This window comes from Exiguobacterium sp. BMC-KP, assembly GCF_001275385.1.
Lineage (GTDB): Bacteria > Bacillota > Bacilli > Exiguobacteriales > Exiguobacteriaceae > Exiguobacterium_A.
The window spans coordinates 2,100,336-2,122,977 of record NZ_LGIW01000015.1 but is presented as its reverse complement, the minus strand read 5'-3'; the positions used below and the strand labels follow the sequence as shown (position 1 = coordinate 2,122,977).

At 47.8% G+C, this 22,642-nt stretch carries 27 protein-coding genes and 2 riboswitches; of the genes, 14 read left to right on the top strand and 13 right to left on the bottom strand.

Translation table 11 applies throughout. The features are described from left to right. Position 1 precedes the first annotated feature (1 nt). The 4 genes from ADM98_RS16595 to ADM98_RS16580 all read right to left on the bottom strand — a co-directional run bounded on the left by ADM98_RS16595 (position 2) and on the right by ADM98_RS16580 (position 3,502). The gene (locus ADM98_RS16595) at positions 2-652 is read right to left on the bottom strand and encodes a hypothetical protein (protein ID WP_053454452.1); all 651 of its coding nucleotides are present in this window, start codon (positions 650-652) and stop codon (positions 2-4) included. A gap of 14 nt (positions 653-666) precedes the next feature. After that, entirely contained in the window at positions 667-996 is a 330-nt protein-coding gene (locus tag ADM98_RS16590; protein ID WP_053454451.1) for a potassium channel family protein, read from the bottom strand. A gap of 12 nt (positions 997-1,008) precedes the next feature. Next, entirely contained in the window at positions 1,009-2,574 is a 1,566-nt protein-coding gene (locus ADM98_RS16585; RefSeq protein ID WP_053454450.1) for a sensor domain-containing diguanylate cyclase, read from the bottom strand. A gap of 94 nt (positions 2,575-2,668) precedes the next feature. Beyond that, positions 2,669-3,502, bottom strand: coding sequence for an SDR family oxidoreductase (locus ADM98_RS16580; RefSeq protein ID WP_053454449.1), 834 nt, complete (start codon positions 3,500-3,502; stop codon positions 2,669-2,671). A 124-nt stretch (positions 3,503-3,626) separates the two neighbouring features. Between ADM98_RS16580 and ADM98_RS16575 the strand changes: the two genes are divergently transcribed. The 4 genes from ADM98_RS16575 (at position 3,627) to ADM98_RS17510 (ending at position 6,294) form a co-directional block, all read left to right on the top strand. Then, the gene (locus ADM98_RS16575; protein ID WP_053454448.1) at positions 3,627-4,382 is read left to right on the top strand and encodes a DeoR/GlpR family DNA-binding transcription regulator; all 756 of its coding nucleotides are present in this window, start codon (positions 3,627-3,629) and stop codon (positions 4,380-4,382) included. Beyond that, positions 4,379-5,428, top strand: coding sequence for a Gfo/Idh/MocA family oxidoreductase (locus tag ADM98_RS16570; protein WP_053454447.1), 1,050 nt, complete (start codon positions 4,379-4,381; stop codon positions 5,426-5,428). Before ADM98_RS16575 ends, ADM98_RS16570 begins: the two co-directional genes overlap by 4 nt. Then, positions 5,416-5,886, top strand: coding sequence for a heme-degrading domain-containing protein (locus ADM98_RS16565; protein ID WP_053454446.1), 471 nt, complete (start codon positions 5,416-5,418; stop codon positions 5,884-5,886). Before ADM98_RS16570 ends, ADM98_RS16565 begins: the two co-directional genes overlap by 13 nt. Positions 5,887-6,117: 231 nt before the next feature. Continuing rightward, on the top strand, positions 6,118-6,294 hold the full coding sequence (locus ADM98_RS17510; RefSeq protein WP_200904906.1) for a DUF6440 family protein: 177 nt from the start codon (positions 6,118-6,120) through the stop codon (positions 6,292-6,294). A 345-nt stretch (positions 6,295-6,639) separates the two neighbouring features. Here the strand turns inward: ADM98_RS17510 and ADM98_RS16560 are convergent, their stop codons facing one another. From ADM98_RS16560 to ADM98_RS16545, 4 genes are all read right to left on the bottom strand, one after another. Beyond that, the gene (locus tag ADM98_RS16560) at positions 6,640-7,119 is read right to left on the bottom strand and encodes a DMT family transporter (protein WP_053454445.1); all 480 of its coding nucleotides are present in this window, start codon (positions 7,117-7,119) and stop codon (positions 6,640-6,642) included. Between the two features lie 12 nt (positions 7,120-7,131). After that, on the bottom strand, positions 7,132-7,560 hold the full coding sequence (locus ADM98_RS16555; protein WP_053454444.1) for a DMT family transporter: 429 nt from the start codon (positions 7,558-7,560) through the stop codon (positions 7,132-7,134). Positions 7,561-7,625: 65 nt separating this feature from the next. Then, the gene (locus ADM98_RS16550; RefSeq protein WP_053454443.1) at positions 7,626-7,943 is read right to left on the bottom strand and encodes an ArsR/SmtB family transcription factor; all 318 of its coding nucleotides are present in this window, start codon (positions 7,941-7,943) and stop codon (positions 7,626-7,628) included. A gap of 45 nt (positions 7,944-7,988) precedes the next feature. Next, positions 7,989-8,432, bottom strand: a complete 444-nt coding sequence (locus tag ADM98_RS16545; RefSeq protein WP_053454442.1) for a GNAT family N-acetyltransferase — start codon at positions 8,430-8,432, stop codon at positions 7,989-7,991. Between the two features lie 170 nt (positions 8,433-8,602). Here ADM98_RS16545 and rpoE point away from each other — a divergent pair, with 170 nt between their 5' ends. Beyond that, entirely contained in the window at positions 8,603-9,130 is a 528-nt protein-coding gene (rpoE, locus tag ADM98_RS16540; RefSeq protein ID WP_053454441.1) for a DNA-directed RNA polymerase subunit delta, read from the top strand. A 280-nt stretch (positions 9,131-9,410) separates the two neighbouring features. Continuing rightward, positions 9,411-11,006 (top strand): CTP synthase, encoded by a 1,596-nt coding sequence (locus tag ADM98_RS16535; protein ID WP_023469561.1) that lies wholly within the window; start codon positions 9,411-9,413, stop codon positions 11,004-11,006. A gap of 100 nt (positions 11,007-11,106) precedes the next feature. Here ADM98_RS16535 and ADM98_RS16530 read toward each other — a convergent pair whose 3' ends face one another. Beyond that, complete coding sequence (locus tag ADM98_RS16530) at positions 11,107-11,616, bottom strand: DUF2529 family protein (RefSeq protein ID WP_053454440.1); 510 nt, start codon at positions 11,614-11,616, stop codon at positions 11,107-11,109. A gap of 94 nt (positions 11,617-11,710) precedes the next feature. Between ADM98_RS16530 and ADM98_RS16525 the strand changes: the two genes are divergently transcribed. The 5 genes from ADM98_RS16525 to glpX all read left to right on the top strand — a co-directional run bounded on the left by ADM98_RS16525 (position 11,711) and on the right by glpX (position 16,148). Beyond that, a complete protein-coding gene (locus tag ADM98_RS16525; protein ID WP_053454439.1) occupies positions 11,711-12,085 on the top strand; it encodes a response regulator in 375 nt (124 codons plus the stop codon). Between the two features lie 132 nt (positions 12,086-12,217). Further along, positions 12,218-13,072 (top strand): class II fructose-1,6-bisphosphate aldolase, encoded by an 855-nt coding sequence (gene fba / locus ADM98_RS16520; protein ID WP_053454438.1) that lies wholly within the window; start codon positions 12,218-12,220, stop codon positions 13,070-13,072. Between the two features lie 154 nt (positions 13,073-13,226). Beyond that, positions 13,227-13,874, top strand: coding sequence for a fructose-6-phosphate aldolase (gene fsa, locus ADM98_RS16515; protein WP_023469552.1), 648 nt, complete (start codon positions 13,227-13,229; stop codon positions 13,872-13,874). A gap of 28 nt (positions 13,875-13,902) precedes the next feature. Continuing rightward, entirely contained in the window at positions 13,903-15,150 is a 1,248-nt protein-coding gene (gene murA / locus ADM98_RS16510) for a UDP-N-acetylglucosamine 1-carboxyvinyltransferase (RefSeq protein WP_053454437.1), read from the top strand. A 32-nt stretch (positions 15,151-15,182) separates the two neighbouring features. Beyond that, positions 15,183-16,148: a class II fructose-bisphosphatase gene (glpX, locus tag ADM98_RS16505; RefSeq protein ID WP_053454436.1), complete on the top strand. Its 966-nt coding sequence runs from the start codon at positions 15,183-15,185 to the stop codon at positions 16,146-16,148. A gap of 55 nt (positions 16,149-16,203) precedes the next feature. Here glpX and ADM98_RS16500 read toward each other — a convergent pair whose 3' ends face one another. Together ADM98_RS16500 and ADM98_RS16495 are read right to left on the bottom strand one after the other, a co-directional pair. Beyond that, a complete protein-coding gene (locus tag ADM98_RS16500; protein ID WP_053454435.1) occupies positions 16,204-16,971 on the bottom strand; it encodes an SDR family NAD(P)-dependent oxidoreductase in 768 nt (255 codons plus the stop codon). A gap of 76 nt (positions 16,972-17,047) precedes the next feature. Beyond that, on the bottom strand, positions 17,048-17,725 hold the full coding sequence (locus ADM98_RS16495) for a C40 family peptidase (RefSeq protein ID WP_053454434.1): 678 nt from the start codon (positions 17,723-17,725) through the stop codon (positions 17,048-17,050). A 354-nt stretch (positions 17,726-18,079) separates the two neighbouring features. On the opposite strand from ADM98_RS16495, the gene rho reads away from it, so the two are divergent. Both rho and ADM98_RS16485 read left to right on the top strand, forming a co-directional pair. Next, positions 18,080-19,453 (top strand): transcription termination factor Rho, encoded by a 1,374-nt coding sequence (rho, locus tag ADM98_RS16490; protein WP_053454433.1) that lies wholly within the window; start codon positions 18,080-18,082, stop codon positions 19,451-19,453. A gap of 91 nt (positions 19,454-19,544) precedes the next feature. After that, entirely contained in the window at positions 19,545-19,790 is a 246-nt protein-coding gene (locus ADM98_RS16485) for a type B 50S ribosomal protein L31 (protein WP_023469546.1), read from the top strand. Positions 19,791-19,825: 35 nt separating this feature from the next. Here the strand turns inward: ADM98_RS16485 and ADM98_RS16480 are convergent, their stop codons facing one another. Further along, entirely contained in the window at positions 19,826-20,476 is a 651-nt protein-coding gene (locus tag ADM98_RS16480; RefSeq protein WP_053454432.1) for a DedA family protein, read from the bottom strand. Positions 20,477-20,659: 183 nt separating this feature from the next. Here ADM98_RS16480 and ADM98_RS16475 point away from each other — a divergent pair, with 183 nt between their 5' ends. Next, entirely contained in the window at positions 20,660-21,274 is a 615-nt protein-coding gene (locus ADM98_RS16475; RefSeq protein ID WP_041255579.1) for a thymidine kinase, read from the top strand. Between the two features lie 80 nt (positions 21,275-21,354). On the opposite strand, the gene ADM98_RS16470 is transcribed toward ADM98_RS16475, so the two are convergent. Then, positions 21,355-22,110 (bottom strand): alpha/beta hydrolase, encoded by a 756-nt coding sequence (locus tag ADM98_RS16470; RefSeq protein ID WP_235504918.1) that lies wholly within the window; start codon positions 22,108-22,110, stop codon positions 21,355-21,357. Between the two features lie 70 nt (positions 22,111-22,180). Continuing rightward, a riboswitch (SAM riboswitch) is annotated at positions 22,181-22,282 on the bottom strand. A gap of 249 nt (positions 22,283-22,531) precedes the next feature. Then, positions 22,532-22,635: riboswitch (SAM riboswitch) on the top strand. The last annotated feature ends 7 nt before the right edge of the window (positions 22,636-22,642 follow it).

Sequence of the window (22,642 nt, the reverse complement as noted above, 5' to 3'; positions counted from 1 at the left end):
TTCATGCGTGATCATTTGTCGTGCGAATCCAGACGGCGAGTGGACCGACGTCGTCAAAGCCAGCTTCGAGCGCTGTGATCAAATGATCGCCATACTCATACCCGACAAGCGGTTGACCGGGGAAGTGTGCTGAACTCAAGCGCGCAATGTCATCCCACAATCGTTCGTCAAGATAATCAGAACTGACGTATGTTAAACCAGTCGTTACTTGATTCGAATAAGCGATGCAACTCGCTTGTTGGGCTTCGGAATAGAAGAACCGAACGTCGGGGTGTTGCCAGAGGGTATCTGGTAATTCAGCTGTCGCTTGAATGGCTTGAAAGCGTGCAAACTGTACCGGATCCGTCACGACGGACCAATCGACAGGAAGGGCGCGACGATCAAGTATGGCAGGACGTGTCATCCATTCTGCTGTGAACAGATGACTGAGGCCGGCACTCGAGAAATCATAGCTCGCTGTGCAGTCCTTGATGCTGTAGATATCCGTAGCACCAATCCGCTGATGAGGCATCCGGACCATCAGTTCCGGATAATAGCTTGGTACGCTGCCTTGAGCAAGCCAGGTCGCCTCGGTTTCCGTCACCTGACAGCCCGCTAACTCACAGACGAGGCGACACCAGTCAAAATTATTTTGGATGGCAGCTTGGCGCATAAGTCGTTTCCCCCTTATTCATCCTCCGGTTGTTTAATCAGAACGTAAGATAACGTGGCGATCAGTGTTAAAAATAGTCCGCAACCAATCGTGATATACCCCATTGTAAAGACCTTACCGAGCGTCGTCGTCGGAACGAAAGTAGGATGCCCGACCGTACTCAGTGTTGTGATGCAAAAGTAAAGCGCATCAACGATTGAAAGATTTTCTTCGGTGCTGTAGAAAATCGTACCGGAGACGAGCGTCAATAGGCAAAGAATCAATAGTCCCCGAAAGTAAGACAGATGAAAGGCGCGGCGCAATCCCTTGAATAAGCGTGAAAAAATCGTCAGTACAGAAATCATGGAATCTCTCCTTTAGGATCGTTGCGTCGAGTCCATCGTATCATGAATGAAATAATCATTCTTTCCGTCATGTTTGACACGGTACATCGCTTGGTCAGCATGTTGAATCAACGTATCGAGGTCAACACCATGATCCGGTGAGTAGCTGAGTCCGATACTCGTTCGGATTTGAATGATTTCTTCAGCGAACCGGTAAGGATTGTCGTGCAAGTAGATCAATAGATCTGTCGCATACGCATGTAGCGCAGCAACGGTCGGATGACGATAGAGTAAGAAAAACTCATCTCCCCCAACTCGGGCAGCAAAACCATGTTGTTCTGCATGTTTTTCAAGAAGGCGAGCGATATGAATTAAAAAGGCATCGCCAATCTGATGCCCGTACGTATCGTTGATTGCTTTGAAACCATCGAGATCGACGACGATGATCGCCACGCGATCAAGCTCGAGTAATTCTTGCGCCGCTCGTTCGTAAAAGCTCCGGCGATTGGCAATCTTCGTTAGCGGATCATGATAGGCGAAAAAACGAATCGTCTGCTCCGCTTCCTTGAAGGACTGGATATCACGAATCAACAGCATCCCGTGCAGTTCCTGTTCGATGAAGACGAAATCAGCGTCCATGACGACGTAGCGTTCTTGTTGCTGTGCCGTCAAAATCTTCGTCTCGAATTCGTTGAACTTACGGTGTGATAAAAAGTGCGTCATGTAGTGCAGTGTCCAATCGGCTTGTTTTTTCTCTGGTAAGTAGGTCGAAAACGTACACGCCGTCAGATCATCTGTTTCGAACAGGCGATGGGCAGCTGGGTTGGCACTCTCGATTCTTCCTTCCCGGTCGAGTAAGAGGATGGCAGAAGGATTCAAGTTGTAAAGCGTCGCGAAGCGCTTTTGATAGGAAGCGAGATAATCAAATCGACGCATCGCGATCGCGAGTGCTCCTGCCCAGAATAAACCACCATACATATAAGCATACGGTGGCATGATGCCATAGAACGACCAGTAGCCGAAGATGACATCCCACGCAAGGACGAGAACGGCGACACTCAGCAAGACGTTGATGATGCCGCGACGGGCATCCTTCAACTGAGTCCGAGCGTACACGAGCAGACCGATGACGAGAAGATGGAAGACGTTTCCGACCGTCATCGTCACTAAATACTGTGTGTTGAAGGCGGGATAGATGAACTGTCCGACTTGCGTGAATTGTTGACTGTTGATGATGTTCGTCTGAAATAGATATGTCGCCAGTACGATCCCCATCGGTAAATAAAAGAGCCACGGATAGAGGAGTCGTGGCATCCGTTTCCACAAGTTCGAGATGCGAAAGATAAAGTGAAGCGACGTACTAAAGACGATCAGACCAGCATTACCGAACCAGTAGGTCACGAACGCTGGACTCGACTCGATTGGGGAGGCGTTTCGGAAAAATTCACCGAGGAATAACATCCCGTATGCGAATGTGAATAAGCTGAGCAGTCGATGTTGTGGGCGTGATGGGTTGCGTAAAAAAATATCGACCGACATGTAAAACATGATGAAGGTCGGAATCAGATAAACGATCGTAAAAAGAAATAAAGATGGCATAGCGTTCCGTCCTTCTGCTTGAGATTTAGGTAGATAGTCTCAGTATAGTAGGCGTACCTTCGTTAGACGGAACGAAATTTTAAAAGAAGGGGAATCAATCGAGATTTAATGTCAGACGCCGTATTTTAGCGACCCCCTCGAGTCCTGATGGATCATGACGGGTTTTATGCGCGACGAAGTGTTCATCGGCTTCTGTCGTTCGAATGCGTAAAGGACGGTCATCACCATGGACGACCTCGAAGATTACTTCAGCTAGAGCTTCTGCCGATTGGCGATTGGCATGACGTGTTCGGTACGTCTGCAAATAGGCACTGATGATCGGTTTGAAGTCGTCTTCGTGTAAGCCACCTGTCTGTTCGAGTTGATCGAGAACATTCGCCGTAAAGTTCGTTTCGACAGCAGCTGGTTCGATCAAGGTGACGTCGATATTGAAGTACGGTTTGTAGTAGGTGGCAAGACTTTCAAACAGCCCTTCAATCGCAAATTTACTGGCACAATACAGTTCGTTCATTGGTTGACCGACGAGCCCACTGACGCTTGATGTCGCGAGTAAGTGACTACCTTCCGGTGCTTGTTTGAGTAGGGGAAGGCAAGCTTCAATCGTTCGGATGACACCGAAGACATTCGTTTCGAACAAGCGATTGATTTCATAACTCGTCGCTTGTCCCAGTGCACGCAATAAACCCTGACCAGCATTGCAGAACACGACGTCAAGATGATCGACTTCCTGTTCAATTTGACGGACTGCTGCTTTAACGCTTGTTTCATCGGTCACATCGAGCGGTAAGAAGATGAGCGTCGGTAACGATACAGTCATCTCGTCCGGACTCCGGACTCCCGCGTAGACGAACCAACCGGCTTCTGCAAACCGACGCGCCGTCGCAAGACCGATACCGGAAGAGGCGCCAGTGATCAACATCGTTTGCATACAGATTCCTCCGTTCTAAAAATAGTTGTTATTATTATTTACCCGAATTCAGTAGAACTATTTGCGTTAAAATTGCGTATTGTAATGAAAAAACTTAAAATAAAGAAAAAGGAGGCATGGATCGATGGGGCAAATGGAACGATTGCAACAGATGCGGGAATGGATCAAGACGAGTCCGGAAATTTCGCTCGACCAGCTAATGCAGGAATATCAGATTTCACGAGATACTGCACGGCGTGATGTCATTTTGCTCGAACAAGAAGGGGAAATCATCCGTGTCAAAAACGGATTGGTCCGTGCTGGTGGAACGCTTGCCTACGAACAGCGGACAGAAAAACCGGAAAAACGACGGATCGGACAGCGCGCGGCACGGCACGTCCACGCAAACGATCGATTGTTGCTTGACGCGGCAACGACGGTATCTGAGATGGCTCGGGCACTTCCACCGTATCCGCTACAAGTCATCACGAACTCACTCGATATCGCAGACTATGTCGGAGCTCGAACGGATATTGAACTGTACGTTACAGGTGGACGTTTTGATCGGCATGCACGCAGTCTGAGCGGGATCAAGACGGCAGACGATATCTTGAATTATCAAGTCGACAGTGTCTTTCTCGGAGCGTGTGGATTAACGGAGGAAGGACTTTTTGCAGAACAGCTCGAAGAAGCGGTCGTAAAGAAAGCGATGATTCGAAGTGCGACCCGTGTCATCGTCCTCGCAGACCATACCAAATTCAATAAGCGTTTTTTGCATAAGGTCTGTGACTGGGAGCAAATCGATGTGCTCGTCACGGATCAGGCACCAGACGCATCATGGAAGGAACGACTACACCACTACAACGTCGAACTCGACGTGACAGAGGAGGAAAAAGGATGAACCCGATTCAAACGACACTCGTCGGCTTCGGCTTTTCAGCGGTGACGTTCCATGTCCCGTTCTTACAAGCGTTACCAGCATTTGAAGTGACACAGGTCGTCTCGAGCCGACCAGAACAAGTAGCGCGACATTTCAGTAAAGCGACGGTCGTCGCAACACTCGCTGAGGCGTTGCAAGACAACAACACGGAACTCGTCATCATTACGACACCAACGGCACTGCATTTCGAAATGGCGAAACAAGCGATTGAGGCAAAGAAACACGTCTTACTCGAAAAGCCGGCGGTCGTAACAATCGCAGAAGCACTCGCGCTGCAAGATTTAGCGAAACAGCACGGTGTTCAAGTCGCGGTCTATCAGAATCGTCGCTTTGACGGTGACTTCCTGACACTCGAACAGCTGATGGAGATGAACGAGATTGGCGATTGGCAAGTCATCGAGTCACGCTTCGATCGCTATCGTCCGGTCGTTCGCGAACGATGGCGGGAACAAGAGGGTAGTGGTGCTGGCATCCTATTTGATCTCGGGTCACATCTGCTCGATCAAGCACTTGCCTTGTTCGGAGAACCGGATGCGTTGGTAGGAGATGTCTATCTACAACGCGACGGAGCGGTCGTCGATGACGGATTCCACGTCACGTTGCACTACGGAACACGTCGCGTCATTCTCCGTTCGACGTCCTTCATTCAAGGACCAACACCACGCTTCGAGTTCCATGCAACGCGTGGCAGTTACATCAAATACGGAATGGATCCGCAGGAAGGACGGCTTGCGAAAGGATATCCTGTTGATACGCAACTCGGAGAAGATGAAGTAGATTCCTATGGCTACCTCCAGATCGCGGATCAGCCTGTCGAGCGTCTCGCGACACTTCCAGGCAGTTATGCGACGTTTTACGAACAATTGGCGGAAGGACTTCGCAAAGGACAAGTGCCTGTCAATTTACGAGATGCTGAAAAAACAATGCGCTTGATTGAAGCGGTTCGCGTCAGTAGTGATGAAGGACGACGCCTCGTGCGAAAGGAATGGGACGAATGGAAGAGCTGAAGGTACTGCTGGCTGAAGAAGAAGAACTCGTCCTGACGTCACTGACGAATACGGAAGCGATCGGGATGGGGCACGAATTGATCGGTCGGGCGATGAAAGAGAATCTTTCGATTGCCGTTGAGATCAAACGAAACGGACAGCGCTTGTATTACGCGGCGCTCGACGGTACGGCACCCGATCAGGAAGAATGGATCCGCCGAAAATCGAACGTCGTCTTACGACATGGCTATAGTTCGCTCTACATGCGTCGTTATAATGAGAGTAAGCATCGCTCGTATCATACGATGTATGCTGTTTCTCCAGCCGATTATGCTGATGCAGGTGGGTCGTTTCCGATCCGGATTGAAGGAGTCGGTGTCGTCGGTACGATCACCGTTTCCGGTCTATCTCAGGAAGCCGATCATCGCCTCGCGACGGAAGCATTGCGTTTACTTAAAAGACAACAGTTGGAGCAGTGAAGTACTGGACTTGATAAGACGTCCTCACGATTTCCTACCCGCTTTTATCAGGCTTGTTTGTCTCTGACAGCACGATGAATCATGCGTTTTCCTGTAGGAGTCGTGTGGGAATGTGAGGACTGTACTAGGTAGATAGGCAACACCTTGGTAAAAAAAGCGTTAAACCTATCCTTATACAGTAAGTTGTGATTTTGCATGGAAATCGGAAAGAACGAGGGGTCATAGAAAATAATGAGCAAACGATTCATACTTAAATCAAAACAACACCTAAGTGGTGGTATTATCAAAATTGTTGTAGATACTGAAACAGGTGTAAATTATTTAATGACAAGTGGGCTTGGGTTAAACGGAATGACACCGCTACTAGACAAGGAAGGTAAGGTCGTTATTGATAAGCCGGTTGACTGAATAAAAAGTACACTTTCTATTTGTCTCGAATTGCTTTCCTATGACAAGTATCGCACTTATAGAGTCTTAGCTATTTCGCTTTTCACGTTCATCAAATAATTGTTCTACACTAAAAAATCCGAAATACCGAAGTGCATCTACTTCAGTATTTCGGATTTTTCTGTTTTGTTCGAATGAATTTTAAGAAATAGTAGGACTCACGTTGTTCACGCGACTTCTACAGGAAAAAGCGCATGATCTTGCGCTGTCAGAGACAAACAAGACCCGACTCGAATGTCCGTGACAGTCGAGACGGGCTTGTGTCTCGCCTGAGAAAAGCGCGTGAACGAATCGTGAGAACGATCGTCACGATGCCATCGAATCAGAAGAAGCCGATACGTCTTTACGTGTGTTCCCGCGGTAAACGAAGTAAAGGGCGGCTAACATGACAAGCAAACCAAGTAGACGTTTTCCGTCGAGTGGCACGACGACGCCACCGAACGCACCGATGTGATCGATGACCATCCCCGCCGCGAGTTGACCGATGACGGTCGCAATACTAGCTGCCGTGACACCGATTTGAGGAACAGCAAGAATCGTCAGGAATAGATAACTGACACCAAATAGGACGGCACTTAGTTGCCACCGAGGTGCTTCAAGTAAAAGTAAGACGTTTCCTTGTCCGAAGAAGAGGATGGCTAAAGCGAGAATCAGCATCCCCGTGAAGAAGGTTAGAAACGTACTTTCAAGGGCACCTGCCTTTTGGCTAAAGGCACCGTTGATGGACGACTGTGCGCTAAGCATCACGCCACCGAGTAATGTAAAACCAAGTAATAGAATATTCACAAGCGAACCTCCTTAAAAGATAAGAAATAGGGCAACGACCATCAAACCGGAAGCCATCAGCTTGTCGCGATTGATTGGGCGTTTTGGACTACCGAGCCATCCAAAATGTTCGATGACCATACTAGCGACCATCTGACCGAGAATAACGCTGATCATGGCGAGACCGACACCGACGAGCGGGATACTGATGATCAGGATCGTCAAGTAGATGCTACCGAGTAGACCGCCAAGCAAGGTCCATTTCGGAGCACGGAATGTATAGCCGAGTGAGCCTTTTCCAAAGAAGAGAACGATCAATCCGATGATGATCGTACCGGCGAAGAAATTATAAAAGCTACTTTCGAGTTTTCCGACGAAGTTGCCCAGCTCACCATAGATGGCCCCTTCGACACTGAGTGCGATACCGGCGAGTAATGCCAGTACGTAATAAATGATTTTCAACACAATTCATCCTTTCATGAATCTAAATATCGAGAAATGTCGATATGTAAGGCGAGGAGAACGGATCACAGTTCTCCCTTGAGGTACGTTGCGAGCTCTTGGATTTTTTCTTCATTTCGCCGGTAATACGTCCATTTGCCGTGACGTTCGGATTCGAGCAATCCGACTTTTTGCAACATCGCAAGATACTGGGAGACGGTCGATTGGGACAAGTTTGCCTTCTCCTGGATATCTCCGACACAAATGCCTCCCTTTTCCGACAAGTTCGTCGCGAGATGGGCCGTCGGCTTATTGAAATGAGTCTCGGGATCTTTGAGCCAGCGTAAAATATCAAGTCGTACCTCGTTCGATAATGCCTTGAACAGATCCACTTGGTTTGTCATACGCTTAAACTAATCGATGATTCTCGATATGTCAATCCAAGACACTTACGGTTGAACGAATGCATGCTTCAGAAGTCGATGTGTCACCTTGGTTGCCGTATAAGGCTCAAAGCCGAATCGTTCATAAAACATACTAGCGTCATCCGTATAAAGCCAGAGCTCGGAGTACGTCAACAGTGCTTCTGGGATGATTTTCTCAAGCAGATGCGTACCGACACCGTGACCGCGCATTTCCGGTAAGACATAGACATGACGAATCCGACCAACGTCGTCTGTACCGGTTTGTTTCATATAACCACCGCACGCGATGACGTGCCCAGAGAGGGATAAGACGACAAACAACGCTTCCCCGTCTTCTCGAAACGTCTCATTCCGGCGTTCGCGTAACATCCGTTCGATGAAGGGATAGCCTTCTTGTGTACTTTTTGATAAGATCGGTAACCAGTTGAAGTCATCAAAATTATTTACCCGTTCGATTGTCATCTCCATCTGTCATTCCTCCTTCTTCTCCCTTGCATATTCCTTTTTCGAGAGCGGAAAAAACACGATTTGAGAATCAATTCGAGCTTTTTTTAAATAGAGACTGGATTTTTAAAAGCCGTTTTGCGTATAATGAGAAGTAATGGATTGAACGCAAATGAAAGGAAGTGGCCGTCACAATGAGCCTCAGCCGTTTAAGTAAAGAAGAGATTACTGATCTTTCGCTGATCGAATTCGTCAACGAAATGTTGCAAGAAGCTGGCGAACAGCCAATCACGTTCGATGACATCACGTCAGAAATCGAAAAGTATCATACGTTTACAGATGAAGAAGACAAGTTCGAAAAACTTGCTCAACTCTATACAGACATGAACATCGACGGAAACTTCGTCAACGTCGGAGCAAATCGTTGGTCACTCCGCGCTTGGTATCCGTTCGATAAGTCGGATGAGGATCTCGTCATCGAAGCACGTCAACGCGGAGAACTCGATGAGTTTGAAGAAGAGTTCAACTACGATGCAGAAGAAGATGAGTTCGAGACGATCGAAGATGATCTCGATACATTCGCGAAGACAGCGGACTATGATTCAGCTGACGACAGCGAAGACGACGATACGTTCAAAAAAGTCGCAGCGATCGACGATCTTGATGACGATCTTGACGAAGAAGATTTAGAAGACTTCGAAGAAGAAGAAGAGGAAGTCTAAGCACGATCAACCACAACTGTACAGCTGCTATTTCCCTATAGAAATGGCAGTTTTTTCGTTGACGGCTGACGAACGAGCACGAAAATTTTTCTCTGAAAAATTAGGCTTGACGAAGTTTTCGGAATGACGTAAGTTAGTCATGGGCTTCTTTAAGCAACGTGCTTATTTCAGCAAAAGTGTCTCCTATTCCAATGGGGGCACTTTTGCTTTTTTGTTTTTACCACCTCTGTTTTTGTTTGTTTTTGTTGAGTTGTGAATTAGGGAAGGGGCAATATTTATCATGACAAAGTATATTTTCGTAACAGGTGGCGTCGTGTCGTCACTCGGTAAAGGGATCACCGCTGCATCGCTCGCTCGTCTCTTAAAAAACCGTGGTCTTAACGTCACGATCCAAAAATTTGACCCATACATCAACATCGACCCAGGTACGATGAGCCCGTATCAACACGGGGAAGTATTCGTCACGGATGACGGCGCAGAGACGGACCTTGACCTTGGTCACTACGAGCGCTTCATCGACATCAACTTGAGCCAGAACGCAAACGTCACGTCTGGACGCATCTACTCGACGATCCTCAAGAAGGAACGCCGTGGAGACTACAACGGTGGAACGGTCCAAGTCATTCCACACATCACGAACGAAATCAAAGACCGTGTCTTCCGTGCCGGAAAAGAAACGGGCGCTGACGTTGTCATCACTGAGATTGGTGGAACAGTAGGGGATATCGAATCGCTTCCGTTCATCGAAGCCATTCGCCAGGTGAAAAACGATATCGGAAAAGAAAACGTCATGTATGTTCACTGTACGCTCGTTCCGTATCTTGCGGCTGCAGGTGAGCTCAAGACGAAACCGACACAACACAGTGTCAAAGAACTCCGTAGCTACGGAATTCAGCCAGATATCATCGTCTTACGTGCGGAACACCCAGTCCCACAAGAGATGAAAGATAAAATCGCACTCTTCTGTGATACACGTCCGGAAGCAGTCATCGAAGCACAAGATGCATCAACACTCTACGAAGTACCACTCAACTTGCAACGTCAAGGCATGGACCAACTCGTCTGTGACTACTTCAAGTTTGATACACCAGCTGCTGATATGACGGCTTGGAAACAACTCGTCCACACAGTGACGCACCTCGAGAAGACGACGAAGATCGCACTCGTCGGGAAATACGTTGAATTGCGTGATGCATATATCTCAGTTGCAGAAGCATTAAAACACGCTGGATTTGCTTTCAACAGTGACATCGAAATCGACTGGATCAACGCAGAAGACGTGACACGTGAAAACGTCAACGAATTACTTGGTTCAGCAGACGGAATCCTCGTTCCTGGTGGATTCGGCGAACGCGGAATCGAAGGGAAAATCGAAGCGACACGTTTCGCACGTGAAAACAACGTACCGTTCTTCGGGATCTGTCTCGGTATGCAGCTCGCGACAGTCGAATTCGCCCGTAACGTCCTCAACCTTGAAGGCGCACACTCAGCGGAAATCGACCCAGCGACACCATACCCGATCATCGACTTGTTGCCAGAACAAAAAGACATCGAGGACCTCGGTGGTACGCTCCGTCTCGGACTTTACCCATGTAAACTCGAAGACGGAACGAAAGCGCGTGCCGCTTATTCAAGCGAGCTTGTCTACGAACGTCACCGTCACCGTTATGAGTTCGGTAACGAATTCCGTGAGCAGTTCGAAGCAAACGGCATGGTCTTCTCAGGTACGAGCCCAGACGGTCGTCTTGTTGAAATCATCGAGATTCCAGAACACAAATGGTTCGTCGCATGTCAGTTCCACCCAGAATTGATTTCGCGTCCAGAACGTCCACAAGCACTTTTCCATGACTTCATCCAAGCATCACTTGGTGAATGAAGAGAAAGATAATCAAAAACGCGGTGACCTTCAACATCATGAAGGTCACCGCGTTTTTTTATTCGTTATCTTAGGAACTACATACTATAGAAGAAAAACGTCAATCCCACTCTTCCGTCATCTCTTGTAGTTGCGTCAAGATATGCGTTAACAAGAATGCACATAGCGCAAGACTCGGGAGTCCGTGACGTGAACCATCTTCTGCCGGAAGCAATCCTTTATTGAACTTCAGCGCAAGTGGAGCAATCGAGCGTTCGAGTGTTTCCGTCACGTCACTCAGTGTAATGATGGCGTAAGGCGTATGCCATGCGTCATAACGCGCAAGGGAAGCGAGCAGATCTGAGCGTTCCGTATTTGGTGTGAAGATTAAGACGCGATCGACAGCATGCAGTGTCTTTCGGTCCTTGATCTTCGTGACACGTTTCATCTGGTCTGGACCTTCTGATAGCATCGGGTAGAGTCCTTCACATTCACCATAGGCGTCGACGTAGACCGTCCCTTCCCCGACGAGTGCCTGTGCGAGCAGACGAACGACATCGAACAGTTCTTCTTCCTGTTTCGCAAGCGTTTGCAATTTTCCGTTGAATTGTGTAGCTAAGATTTTCATCATTTTTCTTCATCCTTTCTATGTTTCTCTCAAGGACAGTATAAAGCAAGTTTTGCTTTAGTGTAGAATGGAAATAACTAGAGGGGGAGTGGCAGAGATGAAAGGCAGATTGTTGATCGTCGAGGATGAGCCGGGAATCCGGAATTTGCTTGCGCAATTATTCCGGGCGGAAGGGTATGAAACGGACGTCGCCGTCGATGGAGAAGAAGCGATCGTCTACTTACAAGAAGCGGTATATGATTTATTGTTGATGGATGTCAACATGCCGGGGCGGACCGGCATCGAAGTATTGCGTCATCAGGACCGGATCGGACGACGCGTCCGGACGATTTTAATGACGGCACTCGGCGAAAAAGAAGCGATGGAAGAAGCGAAACGATTAGGGGTCGTCGCCTTCTTCGGGAAGCCATTTGACATCTTCGAATTAAAAAAAGAAGTGACTGTGCAAATTTCTCACGATGTAAGCGGTTAATCTTTCACGTCGCCGTCACAAACCAAAAAACCGAGCGAAATGCTGTACGTTCCGATGAATCAGTATGTTATAATCAGTCTGAAATTGCACGAGTTCGTGTAAGCAGCGATCAAAACAGAGGAGGATGTCATTATGCCATTAGTATCTATGACAGACATGTTAAACAAAGCTCTCGAAGGTAAGTATGCAGTAGGTCAATTCAACATCAACAACCTCGAGTGGACACAAGCGATTCTCGGTGCGGCTCAAGAAGAGCAGTCACCAGTTATCCTTGGAGTATCTGAAGGTGCAGCACGCCACATGGGCGGATTCTACACTGTCGTGAAAATGGTTGAAGGTCTCGTACACGACATGAAAGTAACAGTTCCTGTTGCAATCCACCTCGACCACGGTTCGAGCGTTGAAAAATGTAAAGAAGCGATCGACGCTGGATTTACATCTGTCATGATCGATGATTCGCACAGCCCGATCGACACAAACATCGAAACAACTAAAGCAGTCGTTGAATACGCACACTCTAAAGGCGTTTCAGTTGAAGCGGAAGTTGGTACAGTTGGTGGACAAGAAGACGACGTCATCGGTGATGTCATGTACGCGAAACTTGACGAGTGTGTACGCATCGTCAAAGAAACTGGAATCGACACGCTTGCTCCTGCACTCGGTTCTGTTCACGGACCATACAAAGGTGAACCAAACCTCGGATTCAAAGAGATGGAAGAAATCCGTGACGCTACAAACCTCCCACTCGTTCTTCACGGTGGAACTGGAATTCCGACACACGATATCGAAAAAGCGATCTCACTCGGGACTTCAAAAATCAACGTTAACACAGAGAACCAAATCTCATTCGCGAAAGTCGTTCGTGAAGTGTTAGCTGAGAAACCAGAAGCATATGACCCACGCGTATTCATCGCACCAGGTCGTGAAGCAATCAAACAAACTGTCATCGGTAAGATGCGTGAGTTCGGTTCAAGCAACAAAGCTTAATCGACTTCTCTTTAAAGTGCGGTAGACCTCGGTCTACCGTGCTTTTTTCATATCGTATCAGTGTAGCTTCAATGGAAAACAGTAGGACTTCTCGTGAAAAAAACCTATAATAGAGTCGTAAGCGATTTCAAGGGATGAAAGGGGAACGAGAAAGATGAGATTTTTCATTGATACAGCAAACGTAGAGGATATCAAGAAAGCACATAAAATGGGGATTTTAGACGGTGTCACGACGAATCCGTCACTCGTCGCTAAGGAAGGCGTCGATTTCCACACACGACTTCGTGAAATCTGTGAAATCGTTGGGGACGTCTCTGTCAGCGCCGAAGTCATCGCGCTTGATGCAGAAGGAATGATCCGCGAAGGGAAGGAACTTGCTCAGATCGCACCGAACATTACGGTTAAGGTCCCGATGACTCCAGCCGGACTCGAAGCGGTCGCAGCACTTTCGAAAGAAAAGATCACGACGAACGTCACGTTGATCTTCAACCCGAACCAAGCATTACTTGCAGCACGTGCCGGTGCAACATACGTATCACCATTCCTCGGTCGCCTAGACGACATCGGGCAAGATGGAATGGGACTCGTTGAGACGATCGCCCAAATTTTCGTCGTTCATGATATTCCGACACAAATCATCGCCGCATCAGTTCGGAACCCGGTACACGTGACGAACGCTGCTCTTGCAGGCGCGGACATCGCGACGATTCCATTCTCGGTTATCGAATCACTCACACACCACCCACTCACGACGCAAGGCATTGAAAAATTCCTCGCAGACTGGGAAAAAACGCAGCAATAATCGTAGCGAAGAGAAAGGTTGATGGAACGTGGACATTTTGCATATCGTAGGGCAACAACGCCTAGAAGGAACCGTATCAATCAGTGGTTCGAAGCAAAGCGCCATTCCGTGTCTTGCTGCAGCCCTCCTGACGGATCAGACGGTCGTTCTTGAAGGCGTGCCGGAGATTGGCGACGTCGCGACGATGATCGAGATTTTGGAGACGCTCGGCGCTGTCGTGACACGTCAAGGCGATATGGTGACGATTGATCCAAGTCGGGTCGAATCGATGCCGTTGACAGGTGCGGAAACGCGCAAGTTACGCGGATCGATCTACCTCATGAGCGTTCTGGCAGCTAGATTTAAACAAGGAGTCGTCGGTCTGCCTGGAGGTTATGCCATCGGACCACGACCGATCGATTTACACATTAAAGCACTCGAACGTCTCGGTGTTTCCGTACGCAATGAGCAAGGCGTCCATTACATGCGTGTCGAACGTCTCGTTGGAAATCGGATTTATCTTGATCTTCCGTCTTTTGGAGCAACGATTAGTGCCTTACTCGTCGCCGTCTTTGCCGAAGGAACGACAGTCATTGAAAATGCCGCCTATGACCCGGAAGTCATCGACGTCAGTACGATGCTGACGAACATGGGGGCAAACGTCAAAGGAGCAGGGACAGATGAGATTCGCATCAAAGGGGTTGCACAACTAAGTGGTTGCCGGCATACTTTGATTCCCGACCGGATGGAAGCAGGAACGTTCTTGACGATGGGAGCAGCACTTGGACGTGTCACCGTCGATAACGTCATTCCCCTTCATCTCGAGAGTGTCATCCAAAAGCTCGAACGATACGGTGCTGTGATTGAAGCAACAGATGATTCCGTCACGGCGACGTTGCACGAAACGAAGCCTGTCGATATTCGTGTCTTCCACTATGGTGGTTTCCCGAGCGATCTCCAACCTGTCATCTCGGCAGCGTTGTTGCAAGCGAAGGGAGCAAGTATCGTCGTTGACAAGTTATATCCGCAACGTTTCCGGCATGTGCAAGAGTTACGACGCTTGAATGCTCGAATTACGCATGAAGATGCCTCGATTATCATTCGTGGCGGTGAATCCTTACTTGGTACTGAGATTGAGGCGCCAGACCCACGCGGTGGTGCAGCACTTGTCTTGGCGGGACTTCTCGCTTCAGGGGAGACGACGTTGCACCATGCAGAAATGCTTGACCAGAGTTACGAACGATTTGATCAGAAGTTGAAGGAACTTGGCGCCCTCGTATGGCGTGAAACGATTTGACCGATTTGTAACAAGGGAGAGGGGACATACACATGGAGAGAAGTCTATCAATGGAACTGGTACGCGTCACGGAGGCAGCGGCACTTGCCTCTGCACGCTGGATGGGAAAAGGATTGAAGAATGAAGCGGATGATGCGGCAACAAGCGCAATGCGTGACGTCTTCGATACGATTCCGATGAAAGGAACCGTCGTCATCGGGGAAGGCGAGATGGATGAAGCACCGATGCTTTACATTGGAGAAAAGCTAGGAAATGGGTATGGACCACGACTTGATGTCGCTGTTGATCCGCTTGAAGGAACGAACATCGTCGCGAAAGGAACATGGGGCGCACTTGCTGTCCTCGCTGTCGCGGATGCGGGCGATTTGCTTCACGCACCGGACATGTACATGGATAAGATCGCGGTGGGTCCAGAAGCAGCAGGACACATCAGTTTAGACGCAACAATTGAAGAAAACATCGCAGCAGTCGCGAAGGCGAAGAACAAGGAAATCGAAGACGTCGTCGTCTCGATCCTTGATCGTGAACGTCATGAAGAAATCATTCAACGGATTCGGGCGACAGGGGCGCGGATTCGCTTGATCGGTGACGGTGATGTTGCGGGTGCAATCAACACAGCCTTCCCGCATACGGGGATCGATATCCTCCTCGGTTCGGGTGGTGCACCAGAAGGTGTTCTTGCTGCCGTTGCCTTGAAATGTCTCGGTGGTGAGCTCCAAGGACGCTTGTTACCAGCAGACGAGGCAGAAGTCGAGCGTTGTAAGAAGATGGGCATCGAAGATCCATCGAAGATTCTCATGATGGACGATCTCGTCGCAGGAGACGATTGTATCTTTGCTGCAACAGGCGTTACAGACAGCGAGTTGATGAAAGGTGTCCAGTTCACAGCACAAGGCGGTCAGACACACTCTGTCGTCATGCGTGCGAAGTCCGGAACGGTACGTTTCGTCGAAGGCATTCACTCGTTCAAGAAAAAACCGAAGCTCGTCATTAAGTAAAACGAAAGCGGAGCCGCAGACGTATAGTCTATTGCTCCGCTTTTTTGTATGTTTTTTATCGAGGACGCTGGACTTCTCCTGCTTGTTTCGTGACGTATCGACGGGGAAGAAAACGTGTTGAAAAGATATACCAGGCATTTCCGAAACCAGGAACGATGAACGTTTTTCCCTTCATGTAGCCTTGATAGGCAATCCGCGCGACTGTTGGGGCGTCCATGATGCCTGGTCGCAAGAAAAGACGTGACTGTTCGAGTTTTGCTGCCGATTCGAAACCGGTGTGTGTCGCACCTGGGCAGACGACGCTGACTTGAATGCCGTCTGGCGCGAGCTCTTCCGTTAATCCTTCCGAGAAGTGAAGCACGTAGGCTTTTGTTGCATAGTAGACACTCATCCATGGACCACCTTCAAACGCAGCCGTTGACGCGAGATGGATGATGCGTCCTTGGATGCCATACTCTTTCATGCGAGAGGCATAGACCTTCGTCACGTGTGTCAACGCTTCGATGTTCAAGGTAATCATCCGTGATTCGTCTTCGAACGAAGTTTCAAGGAAGGAGCCGAAGACGCCGATTCCAGCGTTGTTGATGACACAATCAACCGGAATCTGTTCTGTTGCACGAAACAGTGCGAGACGATGTGTTAGCTTCGTTAAGTCGTAAGGGAAGACCGTTGCCGTTCCGCCGAGTCGTTCGACATGGAACTTCGTTTCAAATAGAGACGTCGCATCGCGTCCGACAAGCAGGACGTGATCACCTTGCTGAGCGTGAAGATAAGCGAATTCGCGACCAAGACCTCTTGAAGCACCTGTGATTAAGACATGCATCATGTTTCCTCCTCGTGTAATCGATTAGATGAAAAAAAGCGATCGAGCCAATGCTCAACCGCTTTGAGATGATGAATTAAAGGTAAGATCCTGCGCCGACAAGGCGTGAACCCCAGTACCCTGATTTGAAGCTTGAGTATTTAACGCCACCTGTTTCTGAGTTAACCATGCTTGACTTGTTTGTTGCGATCCCGACGTGTTGAATGCCGCTACCGTGTGAGAAGAAGACAAGATCTCCTGGTTGTACTTTAGAAACACTGACTTTCTTAGAAGAAGAATATTGTGAAGACGACGTACGTGGCAATGTTTTACCTGCTGCTTTTTTGTAAACATAGCTTGTGAAACCAGAGCAGTCGAATCCACGAGTTGTCGTTCCACCCCATACATATGGAGTTCCTTTGTGCTTCGCTGCTTCGCTTAAGATTTTCGTCCGTTTAGAAGATGTGCTTGTTGTTTTTTTAGCGCTTGAAGATGATTTATATGTCTTTGTGTATTGTGAGAAGACATAGCGTGTTTTACCACCGTATGAGATTTTAGTCCAGCTACCTGACTTGCCTTTATATGTAAAGACTTGACCAGCGTTGACTTTTCCAACGATGCTTGCTTTCGTAGAAGGTGCTGTTCGAACACGAAGACCGTTGTCCGTGATCTTGACCTTTGTGACTGTCGCTGCTTCAACTTTACCTGTACCCACTGATGTAAAACCTGAAACCACTAAGGCTGCTGTCGCGATCGATGCTAGAAAACGTTTCATGTTAAGAATTCCTCCGTTTAATGTAGTGTGTTGCGTCCGTAAGTTATATGATGAAATCATTAAGTGTGTGATTAAGCAGTAAACCTTACAACTGTGTAAGAATTTTGTCTGCAGGAATATCTTAGCATGTGCGCACTTGAAAACGTTTTTTCAGTTAGAAGACAAAATAGATGTTTTTGTAACATAACTGAAATAATATCTTCGAATATTACAAAGTAAGAAACGCAGAGGATTGTTGACGACGAATCAAAAAAAATATGATACCTTTAGTTCACGAAAGAAATTAGATACCTCCTAATGTATGTATGGAAGTATACTGAATGCAGTTGAATTTATAAAGAATAGGTGAAGAACATGCCAACAACTGATAAAAAAGATAAACCAGAACGTTCCTATACACTGGCTCAATTAAGCCAACTGACACTAAAAGAACTGTATGAAATCGCAAAGACGAAAAATGTCCCACAATATCGGGAAGCTCGTAAACGTGAGTTGATGTTCAAGATTCTCAAAGCACAGGCTGAATCGACTGGTCTTTATTTCCTCGAAGGGGTACTCGAAGTCATCCCTGGCAATCCACAAATGCAAAACGATGGTGGCTTCGGCTTCCTTCGTCCTATCAATTATTCCCAATCCTCTGAAGATATCTATATCGCAGCTTCTCAAATCCGACGCTTTAATCTACGTAATGGTGATGTCGTTACAGGTAAAGTCCGTCCACCGAAGGAAAACGAACGTTTCCAAGGACTACTTAGCGTGGAAGCCGTTAACGGTGAAGCACCGGATACAGCGCGTAATCGTTTATTCTTCCCGGCACTGACACCAATCTATCCGGATCGTTTGATGCGTCTTGAGACCGAACCGCGTCATCTATCTGTTCGTGTCATGGATATGATCGCACCGGTCGGATTTGGTCAACGTGGTTTAATTGTCGCACCACCAAAAGCAGGGAAAACATCATTACTCAAAGAAATCGCGAACTCGATTCAAGAGAATCATCCTGATGTCGAACTGATCATTCTCTTGATTGATGAGCGACCTGAGGAAGTGACAGATATCGAGCGTTCGGTTCCGGGAGCGGATGTTGTCAGCTCGACGTTTGACGAAACACCAGACAACCACGTTCGGATTTCAGAACTCGTGCTTGAGCGGGCAATGCGACTCGTCGAACATAAGAAAGATGTCGTCATCTTGATGGATTCAATCACGCGTCTGACACGTGCCTATAACTTAACGGTGCCGCAAAGCGGACGAACGCTCTCAGGCGGGATTGACCCAGCTGCATTCCATAAACCAAAACGGTTCTTTGGTGCGGCGCGAAACATCGAGCATGGTGGTAGTTTGACGATTCTTGCAACAGCACTTGTCGAGACAGGATCCCGTATGGATGATGTCATCTATGAGGAATTCAAAGGGACGGGGAACATGGAACTTCATCTCGATCGTAAGTTGTCGGAACGCAGAATCTTCCCAGCGATCGATATCCGGAAATCGGGTACACGTAAGGAAGAACTGTTGCTTCCAAAAGAGCAGCTTGATGCGCTCTGGACGATTCGCCGGACGATGAACGAGTCGAACGAGTTTGTCGATACGTTCCTGCGTAAGATTCGTGATACGAAAAATAATGAAGAATTTTTCGTCGAACTTGAGAAAGAACAGAAGAAAGCGGTCCGACGCGCACCAGCAAAACCGCGTACCGTCAAGAAGGAAATACCGACCGAAAAATAACTATTGCGACGCATAAAAAAATCGTTTAGTATAGGAAGGTAACTTACTCTGGCTCAGCAAATGAACCAGGGCGGAAGGAGAGAAATCAACCATGAAACAAGGAATTCACCCTAACTACAACAAAGTAGTATTTATGGATTCAACGACTGAGTACAAATTCTTAAGCGGTTCTACTCGTTCTTCGAACGAAACAATCACTTGGGAAGATGGTAACGAGTACCCACTCATCCGTGTGGATGTGTCTTCAGACTCGCACCCATTCTACACAGGTCGTCAAAAGTTCAACGCGGCAGATGGTCGTGTCGATCGCTTCAACAAAAAATACGGCCGCAAGTAATGACTTGTCGGTTCTTAAAAAACAGCCTGCCTCCATTACGGAAGCAGGCTGTTTTTGTATAGACTGAATTGTGAACGGTAAGCGAGATATGTCTTCAAGACAAATGAGAAGGCGATTCCACCAGCGATCCCAATTAGATACGGCATAACTTCAGGATGTGCCAAGATATAATCCACGACTTTATGGAACGAGAGATGACGACCGACGAAATAACCGGCACCTAAGAAGACGCTGATCCAGATTAAAGCACCTGTATACGCGTAACTCGCAAACACGCGAAACGGCATTTTCGAGACACCTGCAAAAAAGGCAGAAAGCTGACGGAGACCAGGTATGTAGTAACCGATGATCAAAACGGATTTTCCGTAACGTCGAAATCCAGCTTCAGCGGAAAGGATATGTTTTTCTGAGATACGCATTTTCGGTCCGACGCGGTGCAGTAGTGGCATACCGAGTTTTAAACCGAGTAAATAACTAATCGTCATACCGATACAACTTCCTGCGTAAGCGGCAAGAATCGTACCGAACAGCGGTAGATTACCTTGATGCATCCAAAATCCGGACAAAACGAGTAGGGTCTCATCGGGAACCGGTAATCCCACGATACCACCTGCGAGAAGAACGGAGAGACCAAGGGCACCATATTGGTGCAGGATGTCATGTAAGAGATGATGAATCGGGGACACCTTCTTTCGTGAGAATCTTCTTCTTCAGTGTACAGGAAATAGGGGACCGTTGGAATGAAAGGACAAAAATTCTAGGGAAAGAAAAAATGAATTTTGATTTCCGGAAGTCAACCCTTTTTCTCAATACCGTTTCGAGCTATACTCGTTAAAGTGACTATTTTTAGAGGACGGTGTCGGACGATGATGCATGTAATAAATCAGTACGGCTGGATCGAAGTAATTTGTGGCAGTATGTTTTCCGGGAAATCGGAAGAGTTGATTCGTCGTGTCAGACGGGCGCAGTACGGCAAACTGCCTGTTCAAGTATTCAAGCCGGCGATCGACGACCGATACCACGAAGAACATGTCGTCTCTCACGTTGGTAATTCCGTCGTAGCGATTCCGATGGCGACGAGTCGTGATCTCTACGCAGCAGTAGCAGAAGAGACACAGATCGTCGGTATCGATGAAGTTCAATTCTTTGATGATGAAATCGTACAAGTCATCGAAGCACTCGCACAAGACGGAAAACGCGTCATTTGTGCAGGGCTTGATCAAGACTTCCGGGCAGAGCCATTCGGCAAGATGCCTGAATTACTGGCACGTGCAGAATTCGTGACGAAGCTACAGGCAATCTGTCTCTCCTGTGGGGATCCGGCTTCTCGGACACAACGTTTGATTGACGGAAAACCAGCGAACTATGATGACCCGATCATCCTAGTCGGTGCTTCAGAGTCGTATGAGCCACGGTGTCGCCATTGCCATGAGGTACCTGGAAAGCCGAAGCCACTTCAATCTGTGCAACACCAAGAAAATTAAAAAAAGACGGACCGTTTGCGGTCGTCCTTTGATTTAGCAGCTGTTCAATTCCATCCGGAAACGAATAGCTGCTTTTTAATTTATCCTGTTTCTTGCGAAAACTGACACGATTGTTCGATAAAGCGAATCGTCTCACGGACGATTACATCTTGGTCATGATCAAGTGTCGCGACGTGGTATGAATTGAGTAGACAGTAGCTTCGTTTATCATTCGTTCCGATATGACGGTGCAAGTAATCTGAACTCGACGGTGGAACGACGTGATCGGTTGCGGAATAAAGAATCAACGTCGGAAGGAGAATCGATCCCAAGCGTCCTTTCGTCTCATCCATCAAGCGGACGAGTTCGAACGCGCAACGACTTGGAACGAGATCGTAGATGATTTCAAAGGCGGACCGCTTGATATCCGGTGCCCCTTCCGGTAAGTACTGAGGACCGTCATCAAACGAGAGTGCTTCATACGACGGAACGGAAAGTGCGGCGTTGATCGTAATGATGCCGGCAAACGGAATCCCGTCAGCAGCGAGCGATAACGCGAGCGTCGCCCCCATCGATTGACCGATGACAAAAACTTGGTCGCATGTTTCTTGTAAACGTGAATAACCGTCTTGCAGGCTTTGTTTCCAACATCGTGCAGTCGATTGTTCGAACTCGCGGACGTTCGTTCCGTGACCACGCAAACGCGGCGCATAGACGGTAAAACCTTCAGCAGCAAATGCCTCACCGACGTCCCGAACACTTTGAGGAGTCGCGTTAAAACCATGACAGAGCAGGATTCCGATCGATCCACCTTGAAGATAAAATGCTTCAGCACCAGTCAATACAGGATAGTTCATCATTACTATTTTTCCTCCATTCATGAAAAAAACTCGTCGACGTCACTGCTTGGACGCCCACGAGTTTTTCACCGTATCATCCAAAGCCGCGCTTTGCTGGTCGGAGCACCTTACAGATTGCAGGTTGCCGTGAAGTCATAGAGCCAGGTCTCTCGTTCACTCTTGATAAATATCATATTGGAATTGTCGGATTAATCATTGAAACGATGGTAGCACGTTCGAAAATGACTTGTCAAATCGTTCTTGACGAATCATGATTCGTTCTTTAAGCTAATCCATAACTTGTCAATCAATCGATATGCGCCAAATGGATTATTTTTGAAAAGTTGGTTGACTTTTAAAGGTTCGACCCGTAATGTAAAAATTAGTTTTACGACATAAGCAACAACGCAACAACACACATACGAATTTCATACCGCAATACTTATCCAGAGAGGTGGAGGGACTGGCCCTGCGAAACCTCGGCAACAGACTCATTATGAGCACTGTGCCAATTCCATCAGACAAATGTCTGAGAGATGAGTGGAGTGGA

Coding starts and splice junctions, on each gene's coding strand:
- ADM98_RS16595 (WP_053454452.1), bottom strand. CDS start 652: ATGCGCCAAGCTGCCATCCAAAATAATTTTGACTGGTGTCGCCTCGTC.
- ADM98_RS16590 (WP_053454451.1), bottom strand. CDS start 996: ATGATTTCTGTACTGACGATTTTTTCACGCTTATTCAAGGGATTGCGC.
- ADM98_RS16585 (WP_053454450.1), bottom strand. CDS start 2,574: ATGCCATCTTTATTTCTTTTTACGATCGTTTATCTGATTCCGACCTTC.
- ADM98_RS16580 (WP_053454449.1), bottom strand. CDS start 3,502: ATGCAAACGATGTTGATCACTGGCGCCTCTTCCGGTATCGGTCTTGCG.
- ADM98_RS16575 (WP_053454448.1), top strand. CDS start 3,627: ATGGGGCAAATGGAACGATTGCAACAGATGCGGGAATGGATCAAGACG.
- ADM98_RS16570 (WP_053454447.1), top strand. CDS start 4,379: ATGAACCCGATTCAAACGACACTCGTCGGCTTCGGCTTTTCAGCGGTG.
- ADM98_RS16565 (WP_053454446.1), top strand. CDS start 5,416: ATGGAAGAGCTGAAGGTACTGCTGGCTGAAGAAGAAGAACTCGTCCTG.
- ADM98_RS17510 (WP_200904906.1), top strand. CDS start 6,118: ATGAGCAAACGATTCATACTTAAATCAAAACAACACCTAAGTGGTGGT.
- ADM98_RS16550 (WP_053454443.1), bottom strand. CDS start 7,943: ATGACAAACCAAGTGGATCTGTTCAAGGCATTATCGAACGAGGTACGA.
- ADM98_RS16545 (WP_053454442.1), bottom strand. CDS start 8,432: ATGGAGATGACAATCGAACGGGTAAATAATTTTGATGACTTCAACTGG.
- rpoE (WP_053454441.1), top strand. CDS start 8,603: ATGAGCCTCAGCCGTTTAAGTAAAGAAGAGATTACTGATCTTTCGCTG.
- ADM98_RS16535 (WP_023469561.1), top strand. CDS start 9,411: ATGACAAAGTATATTTTCGTAACAGGTGGCGTCGTGTCGTCACTCGGT.
- ADM98_RS16530 (WP_053454440.1), bottom strand. CDS start 11,616: ATGATGAAAATCTTAGCTACACAATTCAACGGAAAATTGCAAACGCTT.
- ADM98_RS16525 (WP_053454439.1), top strand. CDS start 11,711: ATGAAAGGCAGATTGTTGATCGTCGAGGATGAGCCGGGAATCCGGAAT.
- fba (WP_053454438.1), top strand. CDS start 12,218: ATGCCATTAGTATCTATGACAGACATGTTAAACAAAGCTCTCGAAGGT.
- fsa (WP_023469552.1), top strand. CDS start 13,227: ATGAGATTTTTCATTGATACAGCAAACGTAGAGGATATCAAGAAAGCA.
- glpX (WP_053454436.1), top strand. CDS start 15,183: ATGGAGAGAAGTCTATCAATGGAACTGGTACGCGTCACGGAGGCAGCG.
- ADM98_RS16500 (WP_053454435.1), bottom strand. CDS start 16,971: ATGCATGTCTTAATCACAGGTGCTTCAAGAGGTCTTGGTCGCGAATTC.
- ADM98_RS16495 (WP_053454434.1), bottom strand. CDS start 17,725: ATGAAACGTTTTCTAGCATCGATCGCGACAGCAGCCTTAGTGGTTTCA.
- rho (WP_053454433.1), top strand. CDS start 18,080: ATGCCAACAACTGATAAAAAAGATAAACCAGAACGTTCCTATACACTG.
- ADM98_RS16485 (WP_023469546.1), top strand. CDS start 19,545: ATGAAACAAGGAATTCACCCTAACTACAACAAAGTAGTATTTATGGAT.
- ADM98_RS16475 (WP_041255579.1), top strand. CDS start 20,660: ATGCATGTAATAAATCAGTACGGCTGGATCGAAGTAATTTGTGGCAGT.
- ADM98_RS16470 (WP_235504918.1), bottom strand. CDS start 22,110: ATGAACTATCCTGTATTGACTGGTGCTGAAGCATTTTATCTTCAAGGT.